The following is a 24,373-nucleotide window of genomic DNA, read 5'->3' on the forward strand; positions in this document are numbered from 1 at the left end:
CCCTTCTGAGGCGAGCCAGGCCGCAACCCTTGTGCTGCGCCTACGCGGCGGGTGTAGTTTGATTCGCCGCCGCATTTTCTGCCGGGGCCGCTTGCCCCAATTCCGTAAGGCTGCCAAAGGTGTAACCCATCTCCTCCCATTTTGTCAGCAGTTCATCCAGTATCTGTGCGTTGGTGGCACTGGTAGAGTGCAGCAGCACGATGGCCCCGTCGTGGGTGCGCGGCAGCAGCTTGCTGAATGCCTTTTCTGCAGAGGGCTGGTTATCAGTGTTCCAGTCTACATAGGCAAGGCTCCATAAGATGGTGCGGTAACCCAGTTCATTGGCCCAGGTCAAGTTTTCTTCACTGAATTTCCCCATCGGCGGACGGTAGAATTTTTGCATCTGCTGGCCGGTGGCCTCTGTAAAAACGGCTTCGAGATCGGTTAGTTCTTTTACGAATCCTTCTTTATTTTTTTGGCTCATATCGGGATGATGGTAGCTGTGGTTGCCAACGATGTGACCTTCGGCCACCATGCGCGCAATCAGCTCAGGGTTTTCTTTGATATAGCTGGCCACCACAAAAAACGCACCCTGAGCATTGTGCTTTTTCAAAGCATCCAAAATCGGCGCAGTGTTTCCATTTTCATATCCGGCATCAAAAGTAAGGTACAGTCGCTTTTTGCTGGTATCACCGCGGTAAAACGCATTGTAAGGGCGCAGCTCCTCGGCGGAACGGTTGGGCGTGGGTTCAGCGTTGCCTTCTTGGAACGATAGGCCCCACTCCTGTCGGCTTACCGCGACTGCCTGTGGCTCTTGCAGCGCAACGGGCAGCACAATGGCGAGCGCTACCGCCCCGGCAAGCCCGGCGAACAAACGGCGCGTTTGTTTTTTTGTAATGCACCAAAACATTTTCATCACCTAACTCTTCCAAAAAGAGTTTATGTTGAGATGCATGGAAAAATGAATAAACAGCTAAAACCAGTGTTTATGTTTAAACCAAAGCACCGAGCATAGGCAAACTGCCAAAGTAAGCAATGCCACGTAGCCGTACCCAAACGACCAACCGTACTCCGGCAGTGAAAAGTTCATGCCGTACCACCCGGCAATCAGGGTGGGGGGCAAAAATACCGCCGTCAGCACAGTGAAAATTTTCATAATCTGATTTTGCTCAATATCAATCTGCGCTTGATATGCTTCGCGCACCTGGGTGATATATTCACGCAGATGAAGCACCGAATTGAGCAGATGATCCAGCCGCCGATCCAGCGAGCTAAACCGCTTTTGCAATGCATCATCGAGCAGGCTGTTTTCATTTTCGGCAAAGCCGCTTGTAATCAGAGAAAATTGCTCGTAATAGCGTTTGAAGCGCAGCAGCAGCCGGCGCATACGAATAATGCGCCCCTCCGCACCACGCAACGGCCGCTTGCTCAGCAGCATTTCGTCCTCCAGCGCAGTAATATCATCTTCCAGGTGCTCGAGAAAATCTACATCCGAGCCGCTCAATGCAAGAAAAAGATCCAGAATTTGTTTGCATGGTAACTGATCTTCGCTGATTTTTGCGAGTTCTTCTCTGCAAAGCGCGCTGTCACTGACGAAAAGCAGCGCTTCCCGGCTACAATAGGCCGACATACGCATGCCCGGCAGCTGCGGTTGCCGAATGTCGCAGAACAAAAACGAAAAGAAGCAGCCGTCATTGCCCACCGAGACAAAAAGATGAGGGCTGGCGTAAATGCGCCCAAAAAGGTCATCTCCCAAAACGGGGCGCAGCGCTGAGATTTCTTTTTGGGCATATATTTTGCGCATAACTGACACATCCTTTACCTGTACGAAATTATAATAACCAAAGGGTTGGGATACTGGGAGGAAATAAAGAGACAAAAAGTAATGTTTTGTGACCGGGTTACTAGACGAGTCGCTAAAATGTGATATAATAGGCTTACAGGAACCAACCTGATTAAAACGAAATCATGAGGTGACTAAAATGAAATTTTATCTTTGCAAACATTGTGGCAATGAAGTAGAAATGATTCGCGATGCCGGTGTGGTACCGGTATGCTGCGGCGAAAAAATGGTTGAGCTGCACGCTAATACCGTTGATGCAAGCGTTGAGAAGCATATCCCTGCTGTCACCGTTTCTGGCGACGAAGTCGCTATTAAGATCGGTGAAGTGGAGCATCCGATGATTCCCGAGCATTATATCGAGTGGGTTGTGCTGGAAACCGAAAACGGCAGCTATCGTCACAACTTTAAACCCGGCGATGCACCTGCAGTAACCTTCCACCTGGCAGGCGAAAAAGCAATCGCTGCTTATGCTTACTGCAATATCCACGGCCTGTGGAAAAAAGAGCTGTAAGCTACAAATCCATAAAATAAAAGCCAGAGCGCACGGCGCTCTGGCTTTTTGTTTTGTGCAAGTTCTGCCGCAGAGGCTGCGTCTTATTTAAAGTAACCGTATTCGCACAGCAAATCAAAGCAGGCGTTTACTTCATCGTCTGAAAAAAGCGCCCCAAAGCGTCCTTGTGTGACCGCCGCCTCTATCGATAAATCAAGGCGGCCGCAATCTGCCAGCGGGCCAAAGGTTTCAGAAAGCTGGCCACGACGCACCAACTGATGTACTGCGTTTACCGTCCCGCTTTTTTCGGCCTGTGCTAAAAAGCGGTCAGGTTGCTTGCCGCAAACGGTGTTTGCCTTTTCAATGCGCTGTTTCAATTCTTTCTCAAAGGCCAGTTCTAACGTATCTGCCATTTTTTAAATCTCCTGTTTTGTGAGGTGATGATGCAAAGCCGCCCGAAATTGGGTGCAAAACTTACCTTTTTACCGAGATTGGCTTTTCATTAGTATAACGCACACCGACAAATTATGCGAGTTTTTTTCGCAAAAACCGACCCAGTGGAATATACTGACTCAGGAACATACCTCTCCGAGAAAGGAATGGCTTTGCTATGAACAGAACCTATCGAGAAATGACAACCCAGGAAATTATCGCGGCGCTGAATGCAGCCAAGTTCTGCTGGCTCAGCACTTTGAACAATTCCTCCCCTTATCTGGTGCCCATGTGCTTTACATTCAGATGGCAGGACGGAGAGTTCACATTTTTGCTTCAAAGTAGTACCCAGGGCAAAAAAGCAGATTGCCTTGCAGAAAACCCGCAGGTAATGCTTTCGGTAACCGAAGACGATGAAGGAAGCGTCGCCACCGTGTTGGCGGAAGGTCGGGCAAAACTGCTCCCGCCATCCTGCCACTGCCAAAGAAAAATGGATATTGAAGTAACGGTGACAGAAATCAGCGGGCGCATTTATCAAAAGCCGGTTTGCGATGCAGCCCCGAGATCCGCCGCGTCTAGTTCTGCCCGCGAAGATGGGCTCTACTATGATACCCCGCTGCCCCGCAGAGAACGCACCCCCCGTTACGACACCGCCCCGACTACCAGAGACGATGACTATGCAAGGCCCGAAGCTCGCCCTGCTGGGCGCAGTGACCGCTATGAGAAGCCCCGCCAAGAGTCTCGTCAGGAGCCTCGCTATTATGACTCTCGCACCTCTACCCCGCGAGAAGAACCGGCGGCGAAAAACCGCGCAGAGGAAGCTCGCGAGGAACTGCGTTATTCCCGCGACGTCCGCTATGACCGCGAGCGACAACAGCCGCGCGTGCAGCCCGAATGGGACGTTGTGCGGGAGCCGGCACCCGTACCGGCAAAACAGCCCCGTCCGGAGCGTTACACCCGCTGTGTCAGCGAGAATAAAGCCGATCGGCTGTGGCGGCGCTACGAAGATGCTCGCCGAGAATCCGTTGCCTTGCGTTTGGAGCAGACCAACATGCGCACCGTAGAAAAAGGTGACCGTCTGCGCGAGTTTGACCGTGTACGCACCAGTGATGTTGCTTCGTTCAATGAAAAGAGCGGTGCGCTGAAATTCCGTAAAAACGGCATTTATCGGCTTACCGCCATTGCGGGTGCCGAGCACCCGGAGCAGGACGGCGACCGCCTGCGCGTTGCGCTGTGGTGCCTGAATGAGAACTGCCTGGTAGAACGGCTTGCTTTTAAACCGGCAGGAGATGTCGAGTACCAGCTGGATGCGAGAGTCATCTTTGAAGTAACCGATAAGATGTTTGCATTTGTGCTTAAAAATGCTTCTACCGATACCTTGAACGCGAAAGCCAGTTTTCTCGTAGAAAAACTCAAATAAGAAAAAAGCCCCGGCAGAACACGCTGCCGGGGACTTTTTATGCTTCCGCGTCGTAAATGCCGTGCACTTTAAACAGCGTAAGAATATTTGAGGTATTTAGTTTTTTGACAATCAGCTCTTTAAATTTTACAGAGTGGGTCTTGTTTTCATACCGCATTTTTTCCAATTGGCTGGCAACCTGCACTTGCTCTTGCGCGAGCAGTTCGCAAAGGTCTTCTACACGCCCCAGTTGTTCAATCGCTTCCGCGGTATCGGCGACGGTGTAACTGCCGTCGGCCTGTTTCACAGTGTATCTGGACATAAGATCTCCTTGCAATCAACAATAAAGCAATAAAAGAGTATACAAAAGGCACCGTTTTAGGGACGGTGCCTTTTGCTTAATTTAAATTACAGCAGGTGGAAAGTTACGATAAAGCCGCTGAACACGATAGAAACGGTGGAAACCAGTTTGATCAGGATGTTCAGTGCGGGGCCGGAGGTATCCTTAAACGGATCGCCAACGGTATCGCCGATAACAGCTGCTTTGTGGCAATCAGAGCCTTTGCCGCCGTGAACGCCACTTTCGATGTATTTCTTAGCATTGTCCCATGCGCCGCCAGCGTTAGACATAAAGACTGCCATAACAAAGCCGGTAACGGTAACGCCGCCAAGCAGGCCAACTACGCCGGAAGCGCCGAGCAGAAGGCCGGTAGCGATGGGAACAACAACTGCCAGAACAGAAGGAGCGACCATCTCTTTCAGAGCGCCGCGGGTGCAAAGGTCAACGCAGGACTTGTAATCCGGGTCAGCTTTGCCTTCCATCAGGCCGGTAATCTCTTTAAACTGACGGCGAACTTCCAGCACGATGGACTGAGCAGCACGCTGTACAGCGGTCATGGTGAGCGCTGCAAACAAGAAGGTGAGCATTGCGCCGAGGAACAGACCGATGAGAACCGGGGGATTGGTCAGAGAAAGGTCGAGCACGGCGCCTTTGGACTTCACAACGTCAACATAGGAAACGAGAAGTGCAAGTGCGGTGAGTGCAGCAGAGCCGATTGCAAAGCCTTTGCCGGTTGCAGCGGTGGTGTTGCCCAGAGAGTCGAGAGCATCGGTGCGCTCGCGAACTTCTTCGCCGAGGCCGGCCATTTCAGCAATACCGCCAGCATTATCGGCAACGGGGCCGTAAGCGTCGGTTGCGAGGGTGATGCCGAGGGTGGAGAGCATGCCGACAGCAGCAATGCCGATGCCGTAAAGGCCCTGCTCAAAGCCGGCAGACATGCCGCCAGCAGCTACATAGCTGACCATAACAGCTGCGCCAACGATGAGAATCGGAGCACAGGTGGAACGCATGCCCAGGGAAAGACCGCCGATGATGGTGGTTGCAGCGCCGGTTTCGGTAGAAGCGGCGAGCTCCTGGGTGGGCTTATAGGTGTCAGAAGTGTAGTACTCGGTGAAGTAACCGATAGCGCAGCCAGCAACGAGGCCGCAGAGAATGGCGACATAAACGCCCATGTTGCCGAGGATGAAGTAGGTCAGCGGAGCAGCGACGATAGCAGAAAGTGCTGCTGCGATGTAAGTACCGGTACGCAGGGTTTTCAGCAGGCTGCGCTGGGTTGCATTTTCGCCGGTACGGATGAAGAAGGTACCGATGATGGAGCAAATAACGCCGCAAACTGCGATGCACAGGGGCAGGAACATTGCGTTCCAACCGAGGCCGGAAGCACCGTAAGCGGTTGCGCCGAGTGCGAAAGTTGCGAGGATAGAACCAACATAGGATTCGTAAAGGTCAGCACCCATGCCAGCAACGTCGCCAACGTTGTCGCCAACGTTGTCAGCGATAACAGCGGGGTTGCGCGGGTCATCTTCAGGAATGCCAGCTTCGACTTTACCTACGAGGTCAGCGCCGACGTCTGCTGCTTTGGTAAAGATACCGCCGCCGACGCGAGCAAACAGAGCCATCGAGGAAGCGCCCATGCCAAACATAACCATGGTCTGTGCAATGGTTGCGTAGTCTGCGTGGAAGCCATACTTCAGGATGCAGAACCAGACAGAGATGTCTAGCAGGCCAAGGCCGACTACGGTAAAGCCCATAACAGCACCGGAAGAGAATGCCACGTTGAGGCCGCGGTTGAGGCTCTCGTGTGCAGCATGTGCGGTACGTGCGTTAGAAGCAGTTGCAATTTTCATGCCGACAAAGCCAGCCAGTGCCGAGTAACAGCCACCGGTGACAAATGCGAACGGCACAAACGGGGAAACCATGCCGAAGTAGGCCAGCACTGCGAAGATAACGACCATCACTGCAAAGAATTTTGCAACGGTGGCATACTGGCGTTTCAGGTAAGCGTTTGCACCTTCGCGGATGAAGCCTGCGATTTTCTTCATCAGATCGGTGCCCTCAGAATAGCTGAGGACTTTGCGGCTCTGCATATAAGCGAAGAGCAACGCAATGGCGGAACCGGCAAGGCCGATCCACAGATAGTTTTCTACCATCATAATAAACAGTCCTTTCGATGATTCTGCTTTTGCGAAAGCCGCAAAAACAAAAAGAACTTTTAGGCGTGTTGTACCTAAAAGTTCCTGGCAACATCAAACAGAAACAAAAGAGCAAACCGCCGCCTGTGTTGACGCAGCACGGCAAAAAAGCTCCGTGTATTCCAAAAGTTGCGACAAAAAGCAAAGCGCTCTTTTTGCATTGCGAAATCCGTTCCGCATGAGGTATGCAAAAAAGACCACTTAACTTGTCACAAAACTGGGGGAATCCCTGTTTCTGTGCATATTACCAAAGATTTAGTTACATTTTCAGTATAACATATTGAAACAGAGACGTAAATACTTAAATATGCATTATGTGTTCAAAATATGAACTTTTGTAGCCTGTTAAATGGAAAAAATGCTGCAATATTTGACAATTTTTTGTCAAATATGACTGATAAAATTTTCACGATTTGGAATGGGCGCTTTTTAGCTTACAAAAAAGCTCACATTACACCAGTGCAGGCTCCTCAGATTTGCTGATGGCAATGCTCAGCACCCGGTGCCGATACTCATTGGCGGACATTCCCTCCACCTTTTTGAAAATGCGTGAGAAGTGAGTGACATCGGCAAAGCCTACTGCCTCGCTGATTTCCCAAATCTTCATCGCAGGGTCGCGCAGCAGCTCTTTGGCATGGTGGATGCGTACCCCGTTGAGCAGGTCAGAAAAGCCCTGATTGGTATTTTTAGAGATGAGCTTAGAAAGATGCCACTGGCTGACGTAGACTTTTTCGGCCACCTCGGTGAGCGTCAGTTTTTCGGCGTAATGTTCGCCTATGTAGGCCATTGCGTTTTGCAAAATAAAATTCTGCGCCGCAGAGGGCACCTCTTCTGGCTCCGCTGTGCCAAGGCTGCGCAGGTTTTCGGTCATGGCGGCGAGAGCTGCTTCCAGTTCGCTGAATTTGCTGGGCTTGAGCACATACCGCACCACACCCAGTTGAATGGCTTTCTGTGCATATTCAAAATCTGGGTAGCCGGAAAGAATCGTCACCTGCATGGCGGGGAACTCACTGCGCACCGCTGCCAGCATGGCAAGTCCGTCTGCACCGGGCATGCAGATATCGGTAAACAGAATGTCAGGATGCAGCTCGCGAATCTTCGCCTGCGCAGAAATGCCGTCCGAAGCGGTGGCAATTACCTCGCAGTGATACTGCGCCCAAGGCATTGCCCGGCTTAGCCCGTTTACAATGATATCCTCGTCGTCTACAATCATGACTTTGTACATAGTAATCCAACCTTTCATACTTGTTGCTTTGCGGCGGCGAGGTGCCTTCCCGCCAACGGCGTTAGCCAAGGGTGCTAAAAGTACAGAATACTGCACGATTAAACCCCAGGAAGCCTTATGGATATCAATTCGAGTTGCGGCCAGCGGCTGTATGTGTGCCGAATGTCCTGATTTAAGTATAACATACTCAATCTTTCGGCGTCTTGCGCAAACGGGCAGAAAAACTAGCGAAAAGGCTTCCTTTTGCTGGAAGCAGCGCAAAGCCGAAAGATAAGATGAAACAACGCACACCCTGTGAAGGGTGTGCGTTGCTTCAGGAGAAAAAAGAAAATAGGAGAGCATGAAAAAGTGTGTAGCGATATCTCGAAAAGTAGCACGCTTAGAAAAACGGCGTACCTTAAAGAGCAATTACCCTTTTACGGCACCAGCGGTAAGCCCTTTGATGATGTTTTTCTGCAAGAAGACGTAAACCACAAGCACAGGGATAACGACCATAACGACCGCTGCTACCATCAAGCCGTAGTTCGTGCCTGCCTGGCTTGAAATTTCGTTCAGCAGACGAGTGATGGTGAAGAATTTTTTGCTTCGCAAAAAGAACATCTGTGTAAACAGGTCGTTGTAGCTCCACAAAAAGGTGAAGATGCCGACGGTAGCAAAGCTGGGACGGGCAAGCGGCATGATGATTTTAAAGAAAATCCGGAATACGCTGTAACCCTCTAAGTACGCCGCTTCTTCCAGGTCGATGGGCAGGCTTCGGATAAAGCCCATCAGTACGATGATGGCAAAGGAAAGATTGCCTGCAATCTGCGGCAGAATCACCGAAAGGCGGGTAAGCCAGATGTTGCCGGTGTTGACGATGCCCCAAGCGTTTTCCATCCGGAAAACCGGGATAATAGTGGAGAAGATGGGGAACATCGAGCTTGCAATAATCATCGAGTACAGGAAGGTACGGCCGCGGAACTGATAGCGCACCATCGCATAGGCGGCAAGCCCCGCAAGCACGATAACCACTGCGGTAACAACACCGCTGATGACGAGGCTGTTGACGTAAGCTGCGCCGATATCAACGCGGCGGAATGCCGTAACGTAGTTTTCGAGTGTAAACTTATCCCCAATTGGCAAAGAGAACGCCTCTTTGCGGATGAGTCCTTTCGGTTTAAACGAGTTGAGCACGACCCATACGAACGGGTAAATTGTGGTTAATGCCCAAAGCGAGAGAACCAGGTAGATGAAGAACTGGCCCAGAGAGAGCTTTTTGCGTTTGATTTTATTCATTACTAGCCCTCCCTTAGTAGTCTTTTTCTTTGAAGATATAGTTGGCAAGCTGGCTGATTACCACGCCCAGCACTACAATCATAACCGCAATGGCAGAGCCGTAATCGACATCGGCCATCTCCATGGTCTGGTAGTACATATAGGTGCCGGTCAGCCAGGAGCCGTCCAGCGGCATGCCGCCGGGGAACATTGTCCACGGCAGGTCGAATACCTTGAGTGCGCCGGTAATCGCAAGTATCAGGCAGGTGCAAAGCGTGTTGTGCAGCAGCGGCAGTGTGATATAGCGAATGCGACCCAGGCCGGAAGCACCGTCAATTTCCGCGGCCTCATAAATATCTGTAGAAATATTGTTGAGGCCGGTGACGATGATGACAAAATAGAAGCCGACATATTGCCAGATAACCGGCATCATCAAGGTGCCAAAAAAGTGCGATGGGTCTTTCCAGTCTATATTTTCGGTGATCAGCCCAATGTTGGTGAGCAGCTGGTTGAGCATGCCGCCGTCATACAAAAAGATAAGGTTGAACAGCAGGCCCAGCGCTGTAGCACTGATGACAATGGGGAAAAAGTAAACCGTGCGGAAGAACTGTGACCCGAATTTGATTTGGTCTACCAAAAGCGCAAGAATGAGCGCAAGCCCTACCTGAATTACCACGGTGAGTGCCATTAAAATCAAGGTGTTCTTAATGGCAGTCGACATCAAGGGATCTTTGAACATCTTAACGTAGTTTTCATAAGGCGGATTATTCAGCCCGCGGCTGGCCTCGCCCATACCGCCGATACGGTTAAAGCTGTTCCAGACGTTCATCAAAAACGGATAGTATAAGTACACAGTTAAAAACAAAAAGGTGGGGGTTAAAAATAAAATCAACGGCCACTTTTTCTTGTAAATCATTGCGTTCATTGCTCACAGGACTCCTTTCACTGCAGGGGCAAAGTAGGGGGCCACGAAGGCGGTAGCCTTTTAAGGCGGCAGGAAGCGCCGCAAAATCTGTCACTTCCTGCCGCCTTAAAAGGCCGGAGAACCACACGGCTTCTCCGGCCTTTTGCAGCTTACAAAGAGGGTAGTTGCACAAAGATAATTATTTGTCTTCGTCAGCCAGCGGGGTATCCAGAGCAGTCTGGATTGCATCTTCCGCTTTCACGCTGCCGGTAACGATGTCTTTGATGGAAGCAAACAGCTGTTTACGGGCAGTTGCATTCAAAGAATCCTGCACTGCGGGTGCGCTGCCGGTTGCGCCGTTTACCATATCGATCGCAGCGAGCTGCATCGAGTTCGGATTTTCGGGCTTGGTCATGCCGGATTTGAGTGCGGTCGGGGTGCCGCCTGCGAAGGTGTTGACAACCTCATCGGTGGTCATAGCTTCGACAAAAGCAACAGCGGCGTCACGACGAGCGGGATCTTCCCAAGCGGAGCGGGTGATATAGTAGCCCATGGAAAGGCCGGCAACGATATCGGTGGATTTGCGCTCGCCCATACCGGGAACATAAGTTACAGTGTAATCATCGAGGTTTTCAACAGCGCCAGCAGCGTCGTCAGAACCTGCGAACCAGCCCACTTTCCAGGAACCGTCGATAGCGAAAGCAGCTTTGTTGTCTGCCATCAGCTGGAAGGTGTCAGCATCGGTAGCGGTGAGGGTGTTTGTGGGGAAGCAGCCAGCCTCGTACATCTCTTTAATCTGGTTGAGGCCTGCAGCCCAGCGTTGGCCGGCAGCATCGGTAGCAGAAGCCGGCACTTCAACATGTTGGGAAGGGTCGCCCTGGTTCAGAATGCAGAACTCGAACCAGTAGTGAGGAACCTCAGCGAGAGAGCAGGCGATGGGGGTGTAGCCCTTCTCTTTGATGGTTTTGCACATTGCCATGAACTCTTCCCAGGTGGTTTCAGCGGTGGGGGGCTCAAGACCGCAATCTTTCAGCACAGTTTTGTTGACAAACATGCCCTCCCAGTAGCCGTTAACAGGAACAGCATACTGTTTGAGGTCAGCGGGGGAAGCGGGCAGCATGCCGTCTTTCATGTTGGAAGCATACTCCGGGTACTCTTTGCGAATCTCCTCGATGGAGACAACTTTATTGTTTTTGATGAATTCGTTGGCATCTACGCCAGTGAAGAAGAACAGAACATCCGGCTCGCTGCCGGTCTGGAAATCAGCTTTGACCTGTGCTTTCCACTGCTCGTTAGAAGTGGCGGATTCGTCCACAACCGTGTTGCCGGTGGCTTCTTCATAGGCTTTTACCGCATTTTCAAAGTTTACGCGGTTGCCGTCGTCGCCGCCGTAAGAAGTAACAACGCGAATTTCTGCCGGGGCGCTGCCAGACGAAGCCGCAGACGAGGCCGCCGGCGCCGAAGAGCTAGCACCGCCGCAGCCTGCAAACACCGAAGCACAGCAGGCCAGAGCAAGTGTCAATGACAAAAACTTTTTCATAATTCTAACCTCCACAAAGATTTCTGATACATAAGTATCGTCCTGATGCCGATGGGAACCGGCACCGCCGTATGAGGGTAGCGCTCCCCATACCTTACACTCTAATGATAGAACGTTTTGCACAAAAATTTAATGATTGGAATTGCTTTTTATTGCATATTATTGCGCGTCTGTTGTGATTTCCAGGTTCATGCGGCAAAGTGTGCAGCCTTTTTCCGTAATCGAGATGGCGAGTCCGCTCTCTGGCCCATACAAAATGCGCAGCCGCTGGTGTACGTTGCGAATGCCCAGTGAAGTGCTGCCCAGCTGTTCATCGGGGCCTTCATCCGAAAGCAGCGCTTTGATTTTCATCAAGTCGTCGTATGTGGTCACACCGTCATTTTCTACCTCCAGCCGCAGCCAATTGCCCAGCCGGTAGGCGCGGATGGTAATGGTGCCCTGCTGGGTGGGAGTAATACCATGTTCAACTGCGTTTTCTAAAATGGGCTGCAACACCAGCCGCGGCACATAGCAGTCCAATAGGGCGGGGTCAACCTCTTTTTTTACCTCCAGCCGGCAGCCGAGCCGCTCGCGGATAATATAAAGGTAGGCGTCCACATACATCATCTCTTCCGAAAGGTGGACAAGCGGACGATTTTTGCGGTCCATCGCCGCAGAAAGCATGGTGGAAAGTGACTCCAGCATCTGGCAGACTTTAATATCTCCCGCAAGCCGGGCTTCCCAGTTGATAATCTCCAGCGTGTTGTTGAGAAAATGCGGGTTAATCTGGCTTTGCAGTGCCATAATGCGCGCGTCGCGCAACGCAAGCTCTTCTTTGTAAATGCGCTCAAACTGGTTTTGCAGTTTGTCGCTCATTGCATTAAAACTGTCGCCAAGGTAGCCGAACTCGGCACTTCCCAAATCGTCCGCAGCTACCTGCAAGCCGAATTCGCCGGTTTCTATTTTGGCAGCCGCCTGTGAAAGCACGTCCACAGGCCGGTTTACTTTGCGGTACAAAAACGCGATAACAGCGCCGATAAGCGGCACCAAAAGCAGGCAGGCAATCGTCAGAACAATTTTAATCGTTACCAGCTGGCCGCTCAGCGTTTCAAGGTCTGCTTGCAGCAGATACTCAAAGGTGTAGCCGCCCATTTTTTCGCTGCCCCTTACCACAGCTCCCGCATTTTCTGGCGTTAGCTGTAACGGCAGCGGGTTGCTGCCGGGGCGCTGTGCGGCAATCTTTTCGGGTGCGCCGCAAATATCTGCCTCGGCACCGTCTATCCACACAGCGGCATCTGTACACCAGATGATATTGCGCATGCTCTCAAACAGCACGGAAGAATCCAGCTCCATCACCAGAACGGCATAGGTGCGGTAGTTGCTGTCAACCATGTTGCGCATCATATAAAGCCGGCCCCCTTCAGCAAGGAAGCCGATGCCGGTGCCAAGCTCCGGGCTGCGCGCAAGCACTTGGTCTCGCACATTATTCTGGTAGGCGCGAATTACCGAGTAAGAGGTGTTGGAAGTGTAGATAGGCGTGTCCGGATCAGAAACAAAGGTGAGGATGGTGTTGAGGAATTTTTCGTCATACCGGTACTGATTGGTCAGGTAGGACGAGATGGCGGTGTACATTTGTAGATAGTTGCCGTCTTTTTTGTAAGCAGCCCAGGCATCGCCAATTGTAGGGTTGTAGCTGGCATTGCGGCTCGATACAATGGCAGAATCAATGCGGCGGCGGGTTGCGGTTACAGCATTCTCAGCAGAAAGGCGCAAGTCCGAGTAGGCGCGCTCGGTTGTGTTGCGCAGCATAAAACTGCCAGCAATGCCGAGTGTCAGCAGCAGCGGCAGTGCCCAGCAAAGCAGAATGACCCCCACCATGCCCTGTTTTAAGCTGGTGCGGGATTTTTTTCGCTTTGGCCAATTCATGAAACCATCCTTCCGGTCCGCAGCCCGGCACAGCGGCAGGCGAGCGGTTTTATTTTGGTTGTACACTTTTATTATAAAGCGGCGGCAGCGTTGCGGCAAACGGCAAAATGCCCTATTCTAAAGCAAAAAATTTTTCACTTAGGAAAAAGAAACCGCCCGGCAAGCGCATTGCGCTGCCGAACGGTCGGAGAGAAAACATTAAAGCTCTAAAAAGTTAATGAAAAGATCAGCCACCTGGCGCGCATGGGCCACCGAATCCATCTCACAGAAAATGCGCAGCAAAGGTTCCGTGCCCGAAAAACGAGCGATAACCCAGCCACCGTTTTTAAAGTAAACCTTGCAGCCGTCGAGATAACTTACGCGAGAGATTTCGCAGGGGAAAGCGGGGAGAAGCTTTTTTTCCATCAGCGTGGCATAAATCTCCGCTTTTTTTGCTTCCGAAAAACGGAAATCATCCTCGGTCATCTCAAAACTGCCATAGGTGTCGACAATTTCCTGCCACAGTGCAGAAAGTGGCTTGCCGGTTTTTGCAATCATCTCCACCAGCAACGCTGCGGCATAAATGCCGTCTTTGCCCTGAATATGCCCGCGCACTGTTAAGCCGCCGCTGCTTTCGCCGCCAATGATGGCGCCGGTTTCGAGCATGCGGGAGGAAACGTACTTAAAGCCAACCGGCACCTCGTAACAGGTCTCGCCAAAGCTTTCGGCAATGGCATCGAGCAGATGGGTTGTGGCAATATTGCGCACGGCAGCCCCATGCCAGCCCTTATATTTAATAAGGTAATAATAAAGGAGCACCAAGATCTTGTTCGGGTGCAAAAATTCGGCTTTATCATCGATGACACCCAACCGGTCGGCGTCGCCGTCGGTGGCAATGCCGATGTCGCAGCCGTTCTCTTCTACAAAATTAACAAGGCTTGCAAGCGTTTTCACATTGGGTGCCGGCAGCCTGCCGCCAAACAGAGTGTCGTGCCGCTCGTGGATAACATCCACTTCGCAGCGGGTGGTAAGCAGAATGGTTTGCAATGCGGTTTTGCTTACGCCATACATTGGGTCGAGTGCGACTTTCAGTCCGCAGGCGCGGATAGCATCGGTGTCTACCGCAGCAAGGATATTATCAATATACTCGTTCATTGGGTCAATGAGCAGAATGCGCCCCATGGCACAAGCTTCGTCAAACGGAATGGTGGGAATAAAGCTGCCCTCCAGCGTTTCGAGATACTCCTCGAACGAGGCAGTCAGTGCTTCGTTTGCATCACGCCCGCCTTCCATAAAAACTTTTACGCCGTTGTAGATGGCCGGGTTGTGGCTGGCGGTGACCGCCATGCCATAGGGCAGGCCGCGGTGTGCGGCGGTATACATAATCAACGGGGTGGGGCTTTCGCGGTCAATAACCAGCGCGCGGATGCCTGCCGCAGCAAATACTTCACCGGCCCAGTGGGCGGCTTCGCGGCTGAGAAAGCGCCGGTCATAGCCGATAACGAAATCTTGCCCTGCCAGCCCTTCGTTTTTCATTTTGGTGGCCAGCGCCAGGGCGAGAAGCTGCACGTTGGCCTTGGTGAACTCATCGCCAATGATGGCACGCCAACCGCCGGTACCAAATTTAATCATAACACTCACTCTTTCTCGTGAAAAATAGGGGAACGCCATTTTCAAGCGTTAAAAATGCGAAGCGGTTAGCCCATGACTACCCGTGCCTGAGCAGTGCTGCCAGCAGGCAGCGGCGCGAGAGACGCTGTTTTAACCCCATTTACATATAGTGCGGCAACACCCTTGCTGATATGGTGCGGGTTTTCTACCTGGATGTGGTAGGTAGCCCCACGCCAGCGCCGGGTAACGGTAAAGCCATCCCAGCTTTGCGGAATGCAGGGGTCGATTTCAAGCCGGTCAAACTCGGGTCGAATGCCCAGCATATAGCGGGTCGCGGCAACATAGCTCCAGCCGCCGGAGCCGGTCATAAACGGGTGATGGGCCTCGCCAAATTTTGTGTGGTCTTGCCCGGAGATGAATTGGCAGTAGGAGTACGGCTCGGCCTTGCGCACCTCAATCAAATCGTTCTGGTTGTAGGGGCAAAGAGCATCATAAAACTTCATCGCACGCTCGCCGCGGCCCAGCACGCACTCCGCAGCCCATGCCCAGGGATTAGGATGACTGAAAATTGAGCCGTTTTCTTTGAGCCCTTTATAAACTCGGGTAACAAAACCCACATCATCGTCCGGCTTTGAGTAGGCAGGCGCGTTGAGCATCAAACCATAGGGCGTAAACAGCCATTCGTCCACGGAATCCATCGCCTGTTTGCCGCGCTCGGCAGAAGCTGCGCCCGAAAGCACGGCCCAGGTGTTGCTTTCCATATGCACCTTGCCTTCGGGGTCTGCATCGGTACCAATCGGGCGGCCCTTTGCAGTAAAACCGCGCAGGTACCATTTGCCGTCCCAAAGCTGCGTTTCACAGGCCGCAATTACGGCAGTGCGCATTGCTTCGTAGTGGGCCGCGTCATCTTCTCGCCCTAATGCACGTGCCAATGCTACAAAATTGCCCAGCGCGAACACATGCAAAAAGCTGACCATGGCACTTTCGCCGCCACCAAGGTTCAGGCAATCATTCCAGTCGGCCCGCAGGCCCTGGCAAATGCCATGCGCCCCCACCATGCGGGCAGAGAAATCCAAAATAGTTTTCATGTGGTCGTAAACGGTATCGCTGCCGCCGTCGGCATAAGTAACGGTAAGATCTGCAAAATTCAAATCTCCGGTTTCGCGGATGTAATCTGTAATGGAAGAAACCAGCCAGAGTGCGTCATCGCTGCAGGCATCGGCAAGCCCGTGAATCATACTGCTTTTGTCCGGTGTGGGCACCACAGTGGGGCTTTTAAAGCTTTGCTTTTTGCCGTCCGCTTCAAACCACTCGGGGGAGAAGAGATGCAGGCCGTATCCTTCACTTACCAGCCCGCGCAGCAGCTGCATCAGCCGAACACGGCAGCGCTCCGGGTCTGAGTGCAGCACAGTCATTGCATCCTGGGCGGTGTCGCGGTAACCAAGCCCGGTGCGTCCGCCCACTTCAATGAAGCTGGCAAACCGGCTGAACATAACGTTGATTTCGCTTTGGTAAAGCGTCCACTGGTTGATCATCGTATTCATTGCGGGGTTCGGGGTATCAATGACGAGTGCAGAGCAGCGTTCGTCCCAGAAACTCCGCAGCTCGGCGAGCGCCGCTTCTCTTGCGGCGACGTGCCGATATTTTTCGCGGATGCGAACGCCTTCTCTGCGGCGTCCCTCACCCAAAAAGAAGGCACAATTGGCGGTGTCGGCAACTGCGAGCGAAAGCTGTTTATGCAGCCCGCAGCACTGGTTGCCGCCAAGCTCGGTAGAACCAGAGAGAACGCCGCGCTCTACGCCGATGGGATTCGTTTCGGTGCGATAATCGCCGATAAAGGCTTCACGCACAGCGTCGAAGCTATCCGGCTCAAACGAAGCGGCGAAATACTGGTAGCCATCTTCCTCGTAAAAAAGATCTTGCTCAATGATGCCATTTTCGTAGCTGCTGCCCGCAGCATAAAGGCTCATCTGAAAATTTCGGTTATCCATATCAATGTGGTGGAACGAAAGCTCGGCGTAAGAGAAAACACTCAGCTTGCGTGGGCGCCCGCTTTGGTTTTCAATGGCAAGGTCCCAAATCTCCACATCTTCGCCCCGGGGAATAAACAGCGTCTGCACTGCTTTGATGCCGTTGTACTCACACTCGTAAGCGGTATAAGAAAAGCCGTGGCGGCAGCGGTAGACGGCTTCATCCAGCGGCTTGCCCACCGGCTGCCACGAAACCGACCAATACTCGCCGGTTTCGTCGTCACGCAGGTAAATATAATGTCCCGGGCGGTCCATCGGCACGGCATTTGCGCGAAAACGGGTGATGCGGTGGTACTCTGCGCTGTTGCAGAACAAATACCCGCCGGCGGTATGGTTTACCACGGCGCACATGCGTTCTGTGCCAAGGTAGTTTGTCCAGCTGGTGGGCAGGTCTACCCGGTCTATGACGTATTCACGGCGGCTTTCATCAAAATGTCCGTATTGCATGGTCGCGGTCTCCTTTTTTGCCGCACCAAACCGGTGCGGGAACTTTATGGCAGCACCGTGCGCTGTCCGCAAGGCAAAAAGTGCGGTGCCGCTTGCAAATTTTGTATATGTAGCGCTAAGATTTGCTGTACAGGGCGGCAGGCAGAAAGATACGGTGTTGCCTAGTTTCATTGTATTGCTTTTAAAGAGCCAAAAACAGTGTGCGGGTTGTCATATCTTTGCCGATTTTGTGTATTCTGGTGTCTTTATCTATTTTGCTGTGCGGGCGCAATACAAACCAAGCGTGATTAAAAGTGTACGTGATACAAATACATATTGTGAAAAAATGCAAAAACTGTCAGCCGAAGCCGCTAAAAACCGTCTGTTTTAAATTGACAAGCGTGCGTTAATCCAGTACAATACTAAAATATAGACTAATGGAAAAATGGCGGTTTGCACAGCGTTGATTGGGTATTTTTAGTGCAGTTTGTCTTTTGCGGTATCGCCATCTCCCTTGGAACTGTGTACATAGCGGCACCTGGTGTAAAGTGTGCCGTAATCAATCTTTAGGAGTTGACTTTTTTATGGGGAAGTACATTCTCAAAAGAATTGCTCTTGCCGTGCTTACACTGTTTTTGGTTTGCACGCTGACTTTCTTTCTGATGAACCTCGTGCCTGGCGGGCCGTTTATGGCAGAAAAGGCCATTAGTGCCCAAGCGCAGGCCGCAATGAACGAAAAATACGGTTTAGATAAACCGCTGACAGAACAGTATGTAAACTATATGGAGCGTTTGCTGCATGGCGACCTGGGTGTTTCGGTCAAACAGCGTGGACGCACCGTTAACCAGATTATCGCTACCAAATTCCCCGTATCTGCAAAAGTGGGCGGCATTTCGGTGCTGGTAGCATTGGCGGTCGGTATTCCGCTGGGCAGTGTGGCAGCACTGAAACGCGGCAGCTGGCTGGATAACCTGATTATGTTTTTTGCCACCTGCGGCATTGCGGTGCCCAGTTTCGTGGTATGTACCTTACTTATGTACTTCCTAAGTCTGCAATGGGGGTTGTTACCAACGTACGGCCTATCCAGTTGGCAGAACTACATTATGCCGGTTATGGCGTTGGCTTTCTATCCAACTTCCTATATCGCGCGTCTCATGCGCTCGTCGATGCTGGACGTGCTGGGCCAGGATTACATGCGTACCGCTCGTGCAAAAGGCCTTTCGCAGAGCAAAAGCCTGTTTAAACACGCACTGCGCAATGCAATTCTGCCGGTCGTTACCTACCTGGGACCCATGCTGGCCTATACCCTGACAGGCAGCTTCGTGGTGGAAAAAATCTTCACCATCCCGGGTCTTGGCAGCGAGTTTATCGGCTCTATCACAGGCCGTGACTACCCGCTGATTATGGGCACCACCATCTTTTTGGCCATGCTCATCATCGTTATGAACGTCATCGTCGATATTGCTTACAAAGTAATCGACCCGCGCATTAAACTGAAGTAAGGAGGAAGCCGAACCTATGTCTGAACCCATTAAGAAAAATCCGCTCAGCCTTCAGCTTAATGTTGAAGATTTCCTGCCGGCGGACGAAAATGAAAAGCAAAGTCTTGTTATCATGCGGGAGTCGGTCGGCTTCTGGAAAGACGGCATGCGCCGCCTGCGTAAAAATGCAGTTGCAATGATCAGCCTGTGCATCATCGTGCTGGTTATGATCTTCTCTTTTATCGTTCCCAGCTTTTACCCGTACAGCTACGAGCAGCAGATTCGCGGCGCAGAGAACCTCTCACCGATGACCTATTCTGAAAAAGAGCAGGCGGCCATGGCGGCAGGTGAAAAAGTGTTCCCGCACGTGCTTGGCACCGACGGTCTCGGCCGCGATTACGCCATCCGCGTGATGATGGGCAGCCGTATCTCGCTTACCGTTGGCCTTGTGGCTTCGGCGCTGATTTTGCTGATTGGCTCGCTCTACGGTTCCATTGCCGGTTTCTTCGGCGGATGGGTTGACCTCATGATGATGCGTATCGTCGATATCATCTACACTGTACCAGATATATTGATTATTATTTTGCTTGCCACGGTACTTAAATACCCCCTCGGCAACCTTGCCATGCAGCCCGGCTTCGGCTGGATCAGCGTGGTCGGCGTTAACATGATTAGTATTTTCATCGTGTTTGCGCTGCTTTACTGGGTCGGCATGGCGCGTATCGTGCGCGGCCAGGTTATGAGCCTGAAAGAAAACGAATATGTTACCGCTGCCCGCGCACTCGGTGCTTCCAACGGCCGCATCATCAAAAAACATATTCTCACCAACTGCATCGGCACACTGATTGTTACCACTACTTTGCAGATTCCTTCTGCAATTTTTACCGAGAGCTTCTTGTCCTTCCTCGGTATCGGCGTTGCAAAGCCGATGCCCAGCTTGGGTTCGCTGGCTGCGGACGCCATCAAAGGCATGCGCTCCTTCCCGTACCAGCTGTTTGCTCCCGCGATTGTAATTTCTATCATTATTCTTAGCTTCAACCTCTTCGGCGACGGCCTGCGCGATGCGTTTGACCCGAAACTGAAAAACTAAAAAGGAGGAAACGCGCCATGAGTGAGTACTTAGTAGAAGTAAAAAACGAGCGTCTTTCTTTCTTTACGCCTGCGGGCGAGGTAAAAGCGCTGAATGACGTTTCGCTGCACCTGAACGAGGGCGAAGTCCTCGGCATCGTCGGCGAGTCCGGCTCCGGTAAATCGGTTACCGCATACAGCCTGATGGGCCTTACGGCTTATCCCGGCAAACTGATTGGCGGCGAGCTGGATTTTAACGGTCACCACATTAATGATTTAACAGAGAGAGACTTCCGCAAAATTCGCGGCAGTGAAATCTCGATTATCTTCCAGGACCCGATGACCAGCCTTAATCCGGTTTATACCATCGGCAACCAGATTTGCGAAGTCATCCGCCTGCATACAAGCAAAACAAAAGCAGAAGCAACTGCCCGCGCAGTAGAGCTGCTGACCCTCGTTGGCATCAACGAGCCCGAAAAGCGCCTCAAGCAGTACCCGCACGAGCTTTCGGGCGGTATGCGTCAGCGTGTTATGATTGCAATTGCGCTTGCTTGCGAGCCGAAGCTGTTGATTGCTGACGAACCGACCACCGCGCTGGACGTGACCATCCAGGCCCAGATTCTGGAGCTGATGATGGAGCTGAAACAAAAGCTTGGCATGGCAATTATTATGATTACCCATGACCTTGGCGTGGTTTCCAGCATGTGTGACCGCATTGCAGTTATGTATGCAGGCCGCATCGTCGAGTACGGCACCGTGGACGATATCTTCTATCGCCCGGAGCACGAGTACACCAAGGGCCTGTTGCGCAGTATCCCGAAACTCAGCGAAAAAGAGCACCAGAAGCTGGTGCCCATCGAGGGTACCCCCATCGATTTGCTCAACCCGCCCAAGGGCTGTCCCTTCGCACCGCGCTGCAAAGCCTGCATGAAGGTCTGCCTGCGCGAAATGCCCCCTTACACCGACCTCGACGAAGTCCATTACAGCGCCTGCTGGCTGCTGCAAAAGAAAGAGTTTGAAGCCAAGGGAGGAAACGCGTAATGGAAGACAAGCGCCTTGTAGAAGTCCAGCACCTTCAGCAGTATTTCCCGGTAGCTGGCGGCAAAATGTTTGAGAAAAAGGTCGTTAAAGCAGTCGACGACGTTTCTTTCTATATTAATAAGGGCGAGACGCTCGGCCTGGTAGGCGAGTCCGGCTGTGGCAAAACCACCACCGGCCGCACCCTGCTGCGCCTGCACGAGCCGACCGATGGCCGTATCATCTATGATGGCAACATCATCTATGATTCCGGCAAAACCCCGCTGATGGGGCCTGACGGCAAGCCGATGATTGGCCAGGACGGCAAACCTATGATGGGGCAGAAAACCTCTGTCAATATGCTGCCTTACCGCCGCAAAATGCAGATTGTTTTTCAGGATCCGTATGCTTCGCTTGACCCGCGTATGACGGTCGGGGATATCGTGGGCGAAGCCATCGATATTCATAAGCTTGCAGCAAACAAAGGCGAGCGCCACGATCGCATCATCCAGATGCTCGAGCGCGTTGGTCTGAACTCTGAGCACGCCAACCGTTACCCGCACGAATTTTCCGGCGGCCAGCGCCAGCGTGTCGGCATTGCCCGCGCATTGGCAGTAGACCCGGAATTCATCGTTTGCGACGAGCCGATTTCTGCGCTCGACGTTTCGATTCAGGCACAGGTTGTCAATATGTTTGAGGACCTGCAGGAAGAGCTGGGCCTGACCTATCTGTTTATCGCACATGACCTTTCGGTCGTGAAACATATCTCTAATCGTATCGGCGTTATGTATCTGGGCAAGATGGTGGAGCTGGCGGACAGCTATGAGCTGACCTTCCACAGTGTGCATCCGTACACCCGCAGCCTGATTTCCGCTATCCCCATTGCTGACCCCGAAACCAGCCGTCAGTCTCAGCGTATTGTGCTGGAGGGTGATGTTCCCAGCCCGGTAAACCCGCCGAGCGGCTGCCGCTTCCGCACCCGCTGCCCGTATGCGGATAGCGTTTGTGCCGAGGCAGAGCCCGAGTGGCGTGAGGTGTCTCCGGGGCATTATGCGGCGTGTCACCACCTCGACCGTGTATAGCTCACGGACAGTTGTTTCAAATTGGTGACAAAACCCCAGAAAGCATTGTAGAGACAGGCCGTCTGTCTTTATAATGTACAACAAATCATCACTTTACTGCATTGCAGTAATGGGGGTGGCGGTGTACAGTAGCATCGCTGCCTATATGGTGGGAAACAGAAAAAATAGTATGGAGGAACCACAAATGAAGAAACTGGCACTTTTGATGGCAGTCGCTTTGACGTGCAGCCTGGCGTTTACCGCTTGCGGCGGCGCATCTTCCAGCGCACCTGCTACATCCGCTTCGACCGGTACCGGCGCAACTGCTCAGCAGCTTGCAGTCCAGATCGGACCCGACCCTGAGACCATCGACCCTGCTCTGAACAGCGCAATCGATGGCGCAAACATGATTATCCATGCGTTTGAGACGCTGCTGATCATCGACAAAGACGGCAAAGTTGCTCCCGGCCAGGCAGAATCCTGGGAAGTTTCTGAAGACGGCATGGAGTACACCTTCCACCTGCGTAGCGGCCTGAAATGGTCTGACGGCTCTGACCTGACCGCTGAGGACTTTGAGTGGAGCTGGAAACGTGCTGTTTCCCCCGACACCGCTGCTCCTTATGCAGACCTGTTTAACATGATCAAAGGCTTCGACGAGGCAGCTGCTGGCGATTTCGACGCACTGGCTGTTGAGGCTACCGATGCTACCACTTTGAAAGTTACGCTGGCCAAACCCTGCGCATACTTCGATCAGCTGGCTGCTTTCACCACCTATTCTCCGGTACAGAAAGCTACCATTGAAGCAAACGGCGACGCGTGGGCAACCAGCCCCTCGACCTATGTCAGCAACGGTTCTTTCACCGTTACCGATTGGGTTCCCGGCGAGTACATCCTCATGAGCAAGAACGCCAACTACTGGAATGCTGAGGCAATCAAACTCGACAGCATTAAGTTTGTTCTGATGGAGGACGCTAACGCATCTCTCTCTGCTTATGAAAATGGCGAAATCCTGATGGTTAAAGACATTCCGGGCGCAGAGGTAACCAACCTCTCCAAACGTGAAGACTTCCATCTCGATCCGATCCTCGGCACCTACTACATCTCTATGCAGACCGAGAAGGCTCCCTTCAACGATGCAAAAGTTCGCCAGGCTCTGAGCCTCGCTATCGACCGCAAATATATCGCTGAGACCGTTATGCAGGGCACCTACACCGCTGCTGGCAACTTTGTTGGCACCGGCCTGGCAGACGCAGCAGCAGGCTCTTCCTTCATGGATACTGCTATCGAGCGCAACGGCGGCAAAACCTATATCGACCTTGAGGACCACGAGGGCAACGTTGCGAAAGCAAAAGAGCTGCTCAAAGAAGCTGGCTACGAAAACGGCGCTGGCCTGCCCACCCTCGAGTACTCCACCAACGATGCAGGCTACCATGTTGCACTTGCTGAGGCACTGCAGCAGATGTACAAAGAGATCGGCGTAAACATGGAGATCAACGTTCTTGAGTGGTCTTCCTTCACCCCGACTCGCCGCGCTGGCGACTTCCAGATGGCTCGCAACGGCTGGGTTTGCGACTATAATGACGCATCCTCCCTGCTCGACCTCTTCACCACCGGCAACGGCAATAACGACGGTAAATACACCAACGCTAAGTACGATGAGCTTATCAACAAGGCACACGCTACCAGCAATGTTGAGGAGTATTTTGACTACCTGCACCAGGCAGAAGACGTATTGATGGAAGATGCAGCAATGATCCCTGTTGCATACTACAATGACTTCTACCTGCAGAGCGAGAAACTCCAGGGCACCTGGCACTCTCCGCTCGGCTACTGGTACTTCATGTACGGCACCATCGCAGAGTAATTGCAAACCAAAAGGACCGCTTCTTCGGAGGCGGCCCTTTTTTGTTTTTCAAAGGTTAAAATAAGGGGGATAGATTTTAAAATAGCGTAAAAGAGCTAAAAAAAGAGATCTATATAGTAAAAACATACACTAAAAATCGAAATCGACAAATATTTCTGTATGTGCTATAATTTGCCTGTTGTTTCATAAAACGCCATTTTTTATTCAAACTACAATTTAACTCCGTGTGCCTTGGGCGCAAAAACGACACAATGATTCTGACTGCATTGTAAGCAGAGAAATTGGTATACGTGATTTTTGGAAAGGTGGGGTAGCACCCAACCGCGGAAAGGG

The 24,373-nt window shown here is 52.1% G+C and carries 20 protein-coding genes; 8 read left to right on the forward strand and 12 right to left on the reverse strand.

Annotation, left to right across the window (positions count from 1 at the left end):
* Positions 1 to 40: 40 nt before the first annotated feature.
* Both C1A11_RS05040 and C1A11_RS05045 read right to left on the reverse strand, forming a co-directional pair.
* Positions 41 to 889: a polysaccharide deacetylase family protein gene (locus C1A11_RS05040; RefSeq protein ID WP_102050988.1), complete on the reverse strand. Its 849-nt coding sequence runs from the start codon at positions 887 to 889 to the stop codon at positions 41 to 43.
* Positions 890 to 952: 63 nt separating this feature from the next.
* A complete protein-coding gene (locus tag C1A11_RS05045; RefSeq protein WP_102049424.1) occupies positions 953 to 1,783 on the reverse strand; it encodes a CorA family divalent cation transporter in 831 nt (276 codons plus the stop codon).
* Positions 1,784 to 1,961: 178 nt separating this feature from the next.
* Between C1A11_RS05045 and C1A11_RS05050 the strand changes: the two genes are divergently transcribed.
* On the forward strand, positions 1,962 to 2,333 hold the full coding sequence (locus tag C1A11_RS05050; RefSeq protein WP_102049426.1) for a desulfoferrodoxin family protein: 372 nt from the start codon (positions 1,962 to 1,964) through the stop codon (positions 2,331 to 2,333).
* An 83-nt stretch (positions 2,334 to 2,416) separates the two neighbouring features.
* On the opposite strand, the gene C1A11_RS05055 is transcribed toward C1A11_RS05050, so the two are convergent.
* Positions 2,417 to 2,725 (reverse strand): hypothetical protein, encoded by a 309-nt coding sequence (locus C1A11_RS05055; protein ID WP_102049427.1) that lies wholly within the window; start codon positions 2,723 to 2,725, stop codon positions 2,417 to 2,419.
* Between the two features lie 197 nt (positions 2,726 to 2,922).
* Between C1A11_RS05055 and C1A11_RS05060 the strand changes: the two genes are divergently transcribed.
* Positions 2,923 to 4,164, forward strand: a complete 1,242-nt coding sequence (locus tag C1A11_RS05060; protein ID WP_102049428.1) for a pyridoxamine 5'-phosphate oxidase family protein — start codon at positions 2,923 to 2,925, stop codon at positions 4,162 to 4,164.
* A gap of 37 nt (positions 4,165 to 4,201) precedes the next feature.
* Here the strand turns inward: C1A11_RS05060 and C1A11_RS05065 are convergent, their stop codons facing one another.
* The 9 genes from C1A11_RS05065 to C1A11_RS05110 all read right to left on the reverse strand — a co-directional run bounded on the left by C1A11_RS05065 (position 4,202) and on the right by C1A11_RS05110 (position 17,570).
* Positions 4,202 to 4,465 carry a hypothetical protein gene (locus C1A11_RS05065; RefSeq protein ID WP_102049429.1) on the reverse strand — a complete coding sequence of 88 codons (264 nt, stop codon included), beginning with the start codon at positions 4,463 to 4,465 and terminating at the stop codon, positions 4,202 to 4,204.
* Between the two features lie 86 nt (positions 4,466 to 4,551).
* Positions 4,552 to 6,636: a sodium-translocating pyrophosphatase gene (locus tag C1A11_RS05070; RefSeq protein ID WP_341458127.1), complete on the reverse strand. Its 2,085-nt coding sequence runs from the start codon at positions 6,634 to 6,636 to the stop codon at positions 4,552 to 4,554.
* 490 nt (positions 6,637 to 7,126) lie between these two features.
* On the reverse strand, positions 7,127 to 7,900 hold the full coding sequence (locus tag C1A11_RS05080) for a response regulator transcription factor (protein ID WP_180950254.1): 774 nt from the start codon (positions 7,898 to 7,900) through the stop codon (positions 7,127 to 7,129).
* A gap of 408 nt (positions 7,901 to 8,308) precedes the next feature.
* Entirely contained in the window at positions 8,309 to 9,175 is an 867-nt protein-coding gene (locus tag C1A11_RS05085) for a carbohydrate ABC transporter permease (RefSeq protein WP_180950255.1), read from the reverse strand.
* Between the two features lie 13 nt (positions 9,176 to 9,188).
* Positions 9,189 to 10,079: a carbohydrate ABC transporter permease gene (locus tag C1A11_RS05090; protein ID WP_102049431.1), complete on the reverse strand. Its 891-nt coding sequence runs from the start codon at positions 10,077 to 10,079 to the stop codon at positions 9,189 to 9,191.
* 178 nt (positions 10,080 to 10,257) lie between these two features.
* A complete protein-coding gene (locus C1A11_RS05095) occupies positions 10,258 to 11,598 on the reverse strand; it encodes an ABC transporter substrate-binding protein (RefSeq protein ID WP_180950256.1) in 1,341 nt (446 codons plus the stop codon).
* A gap of 159 nt (positions 11,599 to 11,757) precedes the next feature.
* Complete coding sequence (locus C1A11_RS05100) at positions 11,758 to 13,503, reverse strand: sensor histidine kinase (RefSeq protein WP_102049432.1); 1,746 nt, start codon at positions 13,501 to 13,503, stop codon at positions 11,758 to 11,760.
* A gap of 198 nt (positions 13,504 to 13,701) precedes the next feature.
* Positions 13,702 to 15,114 carry a phosphoglucomutase/phosphomannomutase family protein gene (locus C1A11_RS05105; RefSeq protein ID WP_102049433.1) on the reverse strand — a complete coding sequence of 471 codons (1,413 nt, stop codon included), beginning with the start codon at positions 15,112 to 15,114 and terminating at the stop codon, positions 13,702 to 13,704.
* A gap of 65 nt (positions 15,115 to 15,179) precedes the next feature.
* Positions 15,180 to 17,570 carry a glycoside hydrolase family 94 protein gene (locus tag C1A11_RS05110; RefSeq protein WP_102049434.1) on the reverse strand — a complete coding sequence of 797 codons (2,391 nt, stop codon included), beginning with the start codon at positions 17,568 to 17,570 and terminating at the stop codon, positions 15,180 to 15,182.
* 46 nt (positions 17,571 to 17,616) lie between these two features.
* On the opposite strand from C1A11_RS05110, the gene C1A11_RS05115 reads away from it, so the two are divergent.
* The 6 genes from C1A11_RS05115 (at position 17,617) to C1A11_RS05140 (ending at position 24,040) form a co-directional block, all read left to right on the forward strand.
* The gene (locus C1A11_RS05115; RefSeq protein WP_145995720.1) at positions 17,617 to 17,940 is read left to right on the forward strand and encodes a hypothetical protein; all 324 of its coding nucleotides are present in this window, start codon (positions 17,617 to 17,619) and stop codon (positions 17,938 to 17,940) included.
* A 193-nt stretch (positions 17,941 to 18,133) separates the two neighbouring features.
* Complete coding sequence (locus tag C1A11_RS05120) at positions 18,134 to 19,051, forward strand: ABC transporter permease (RefSeq protein ID WP_102049436.1); 918 nt, start codon at positions 18,134 to 18,136, stop codon at positions 19,049 to 19,051.
* A gap of 16 nt (positions 19,052 to 19,067) precedes the next feature.
* Positions 19,068 to 20,120 (forward strand): ABC transporter permease, encoded by a 1,053-nt coding sequence (locus tag C1A11_RS05125; protein ID WP_341458128.1) that lies wholly within the window; start codon positions 19,068 to 19,070, stop codon positions 20,118 to 20,120.
* 17 nt (positions 20,121 to 20,137) lie between these two features.
* Positions 20,138 to 21,139, forward strand: a complete 1,002-nt coding sequence (locus C1A11_RS05130; RefSeq protein ID WP_102049437.1) for an ABC transporter ATP-binding protein — start codon at positions 20,138 to 20,140, stop codon at positions 21,137 to 21,139.
* Complete coding sequence (locus tag C1A11_RS05135; RefSeq protein WP_102049438.1) at positions 21,139 to 22,197, forward strand: ABC transporter ATP-binding protein; 1,059 nt, start codon at positions 21,139 to 21,141, stop codon at positions 22,195 to 22,197. Before C1A11_RS05130 ends, C1A11_RS05135 begins: the two co-directional genes overlap by 1 nt.
* Positions 22,198 to 22,381: 184 nt before the next feature.
* A complete protein-coding gene (locus C1A11_RS05140; protein ID WP_102049439.1) occupies positions 22,382 to 24,040 on the forward strand; it encodes a peptide ABC transporter substrate-binding protein in 1,659 nt (552 codons plus the stop codon).
* Positions 24,041 to 24,373 lie beyond the last annotated feature (333 nt).

The sequence above is a fragment of the Pygmaiobacter massiliensis genome (assembly GCF_900199435.1).
GTDB lineage: Bacteria > Bacillota > Clostridia > Oscillospirales > Ruminococcaceae > Pygmaiobacter > Pygmaiobacter massiliensis.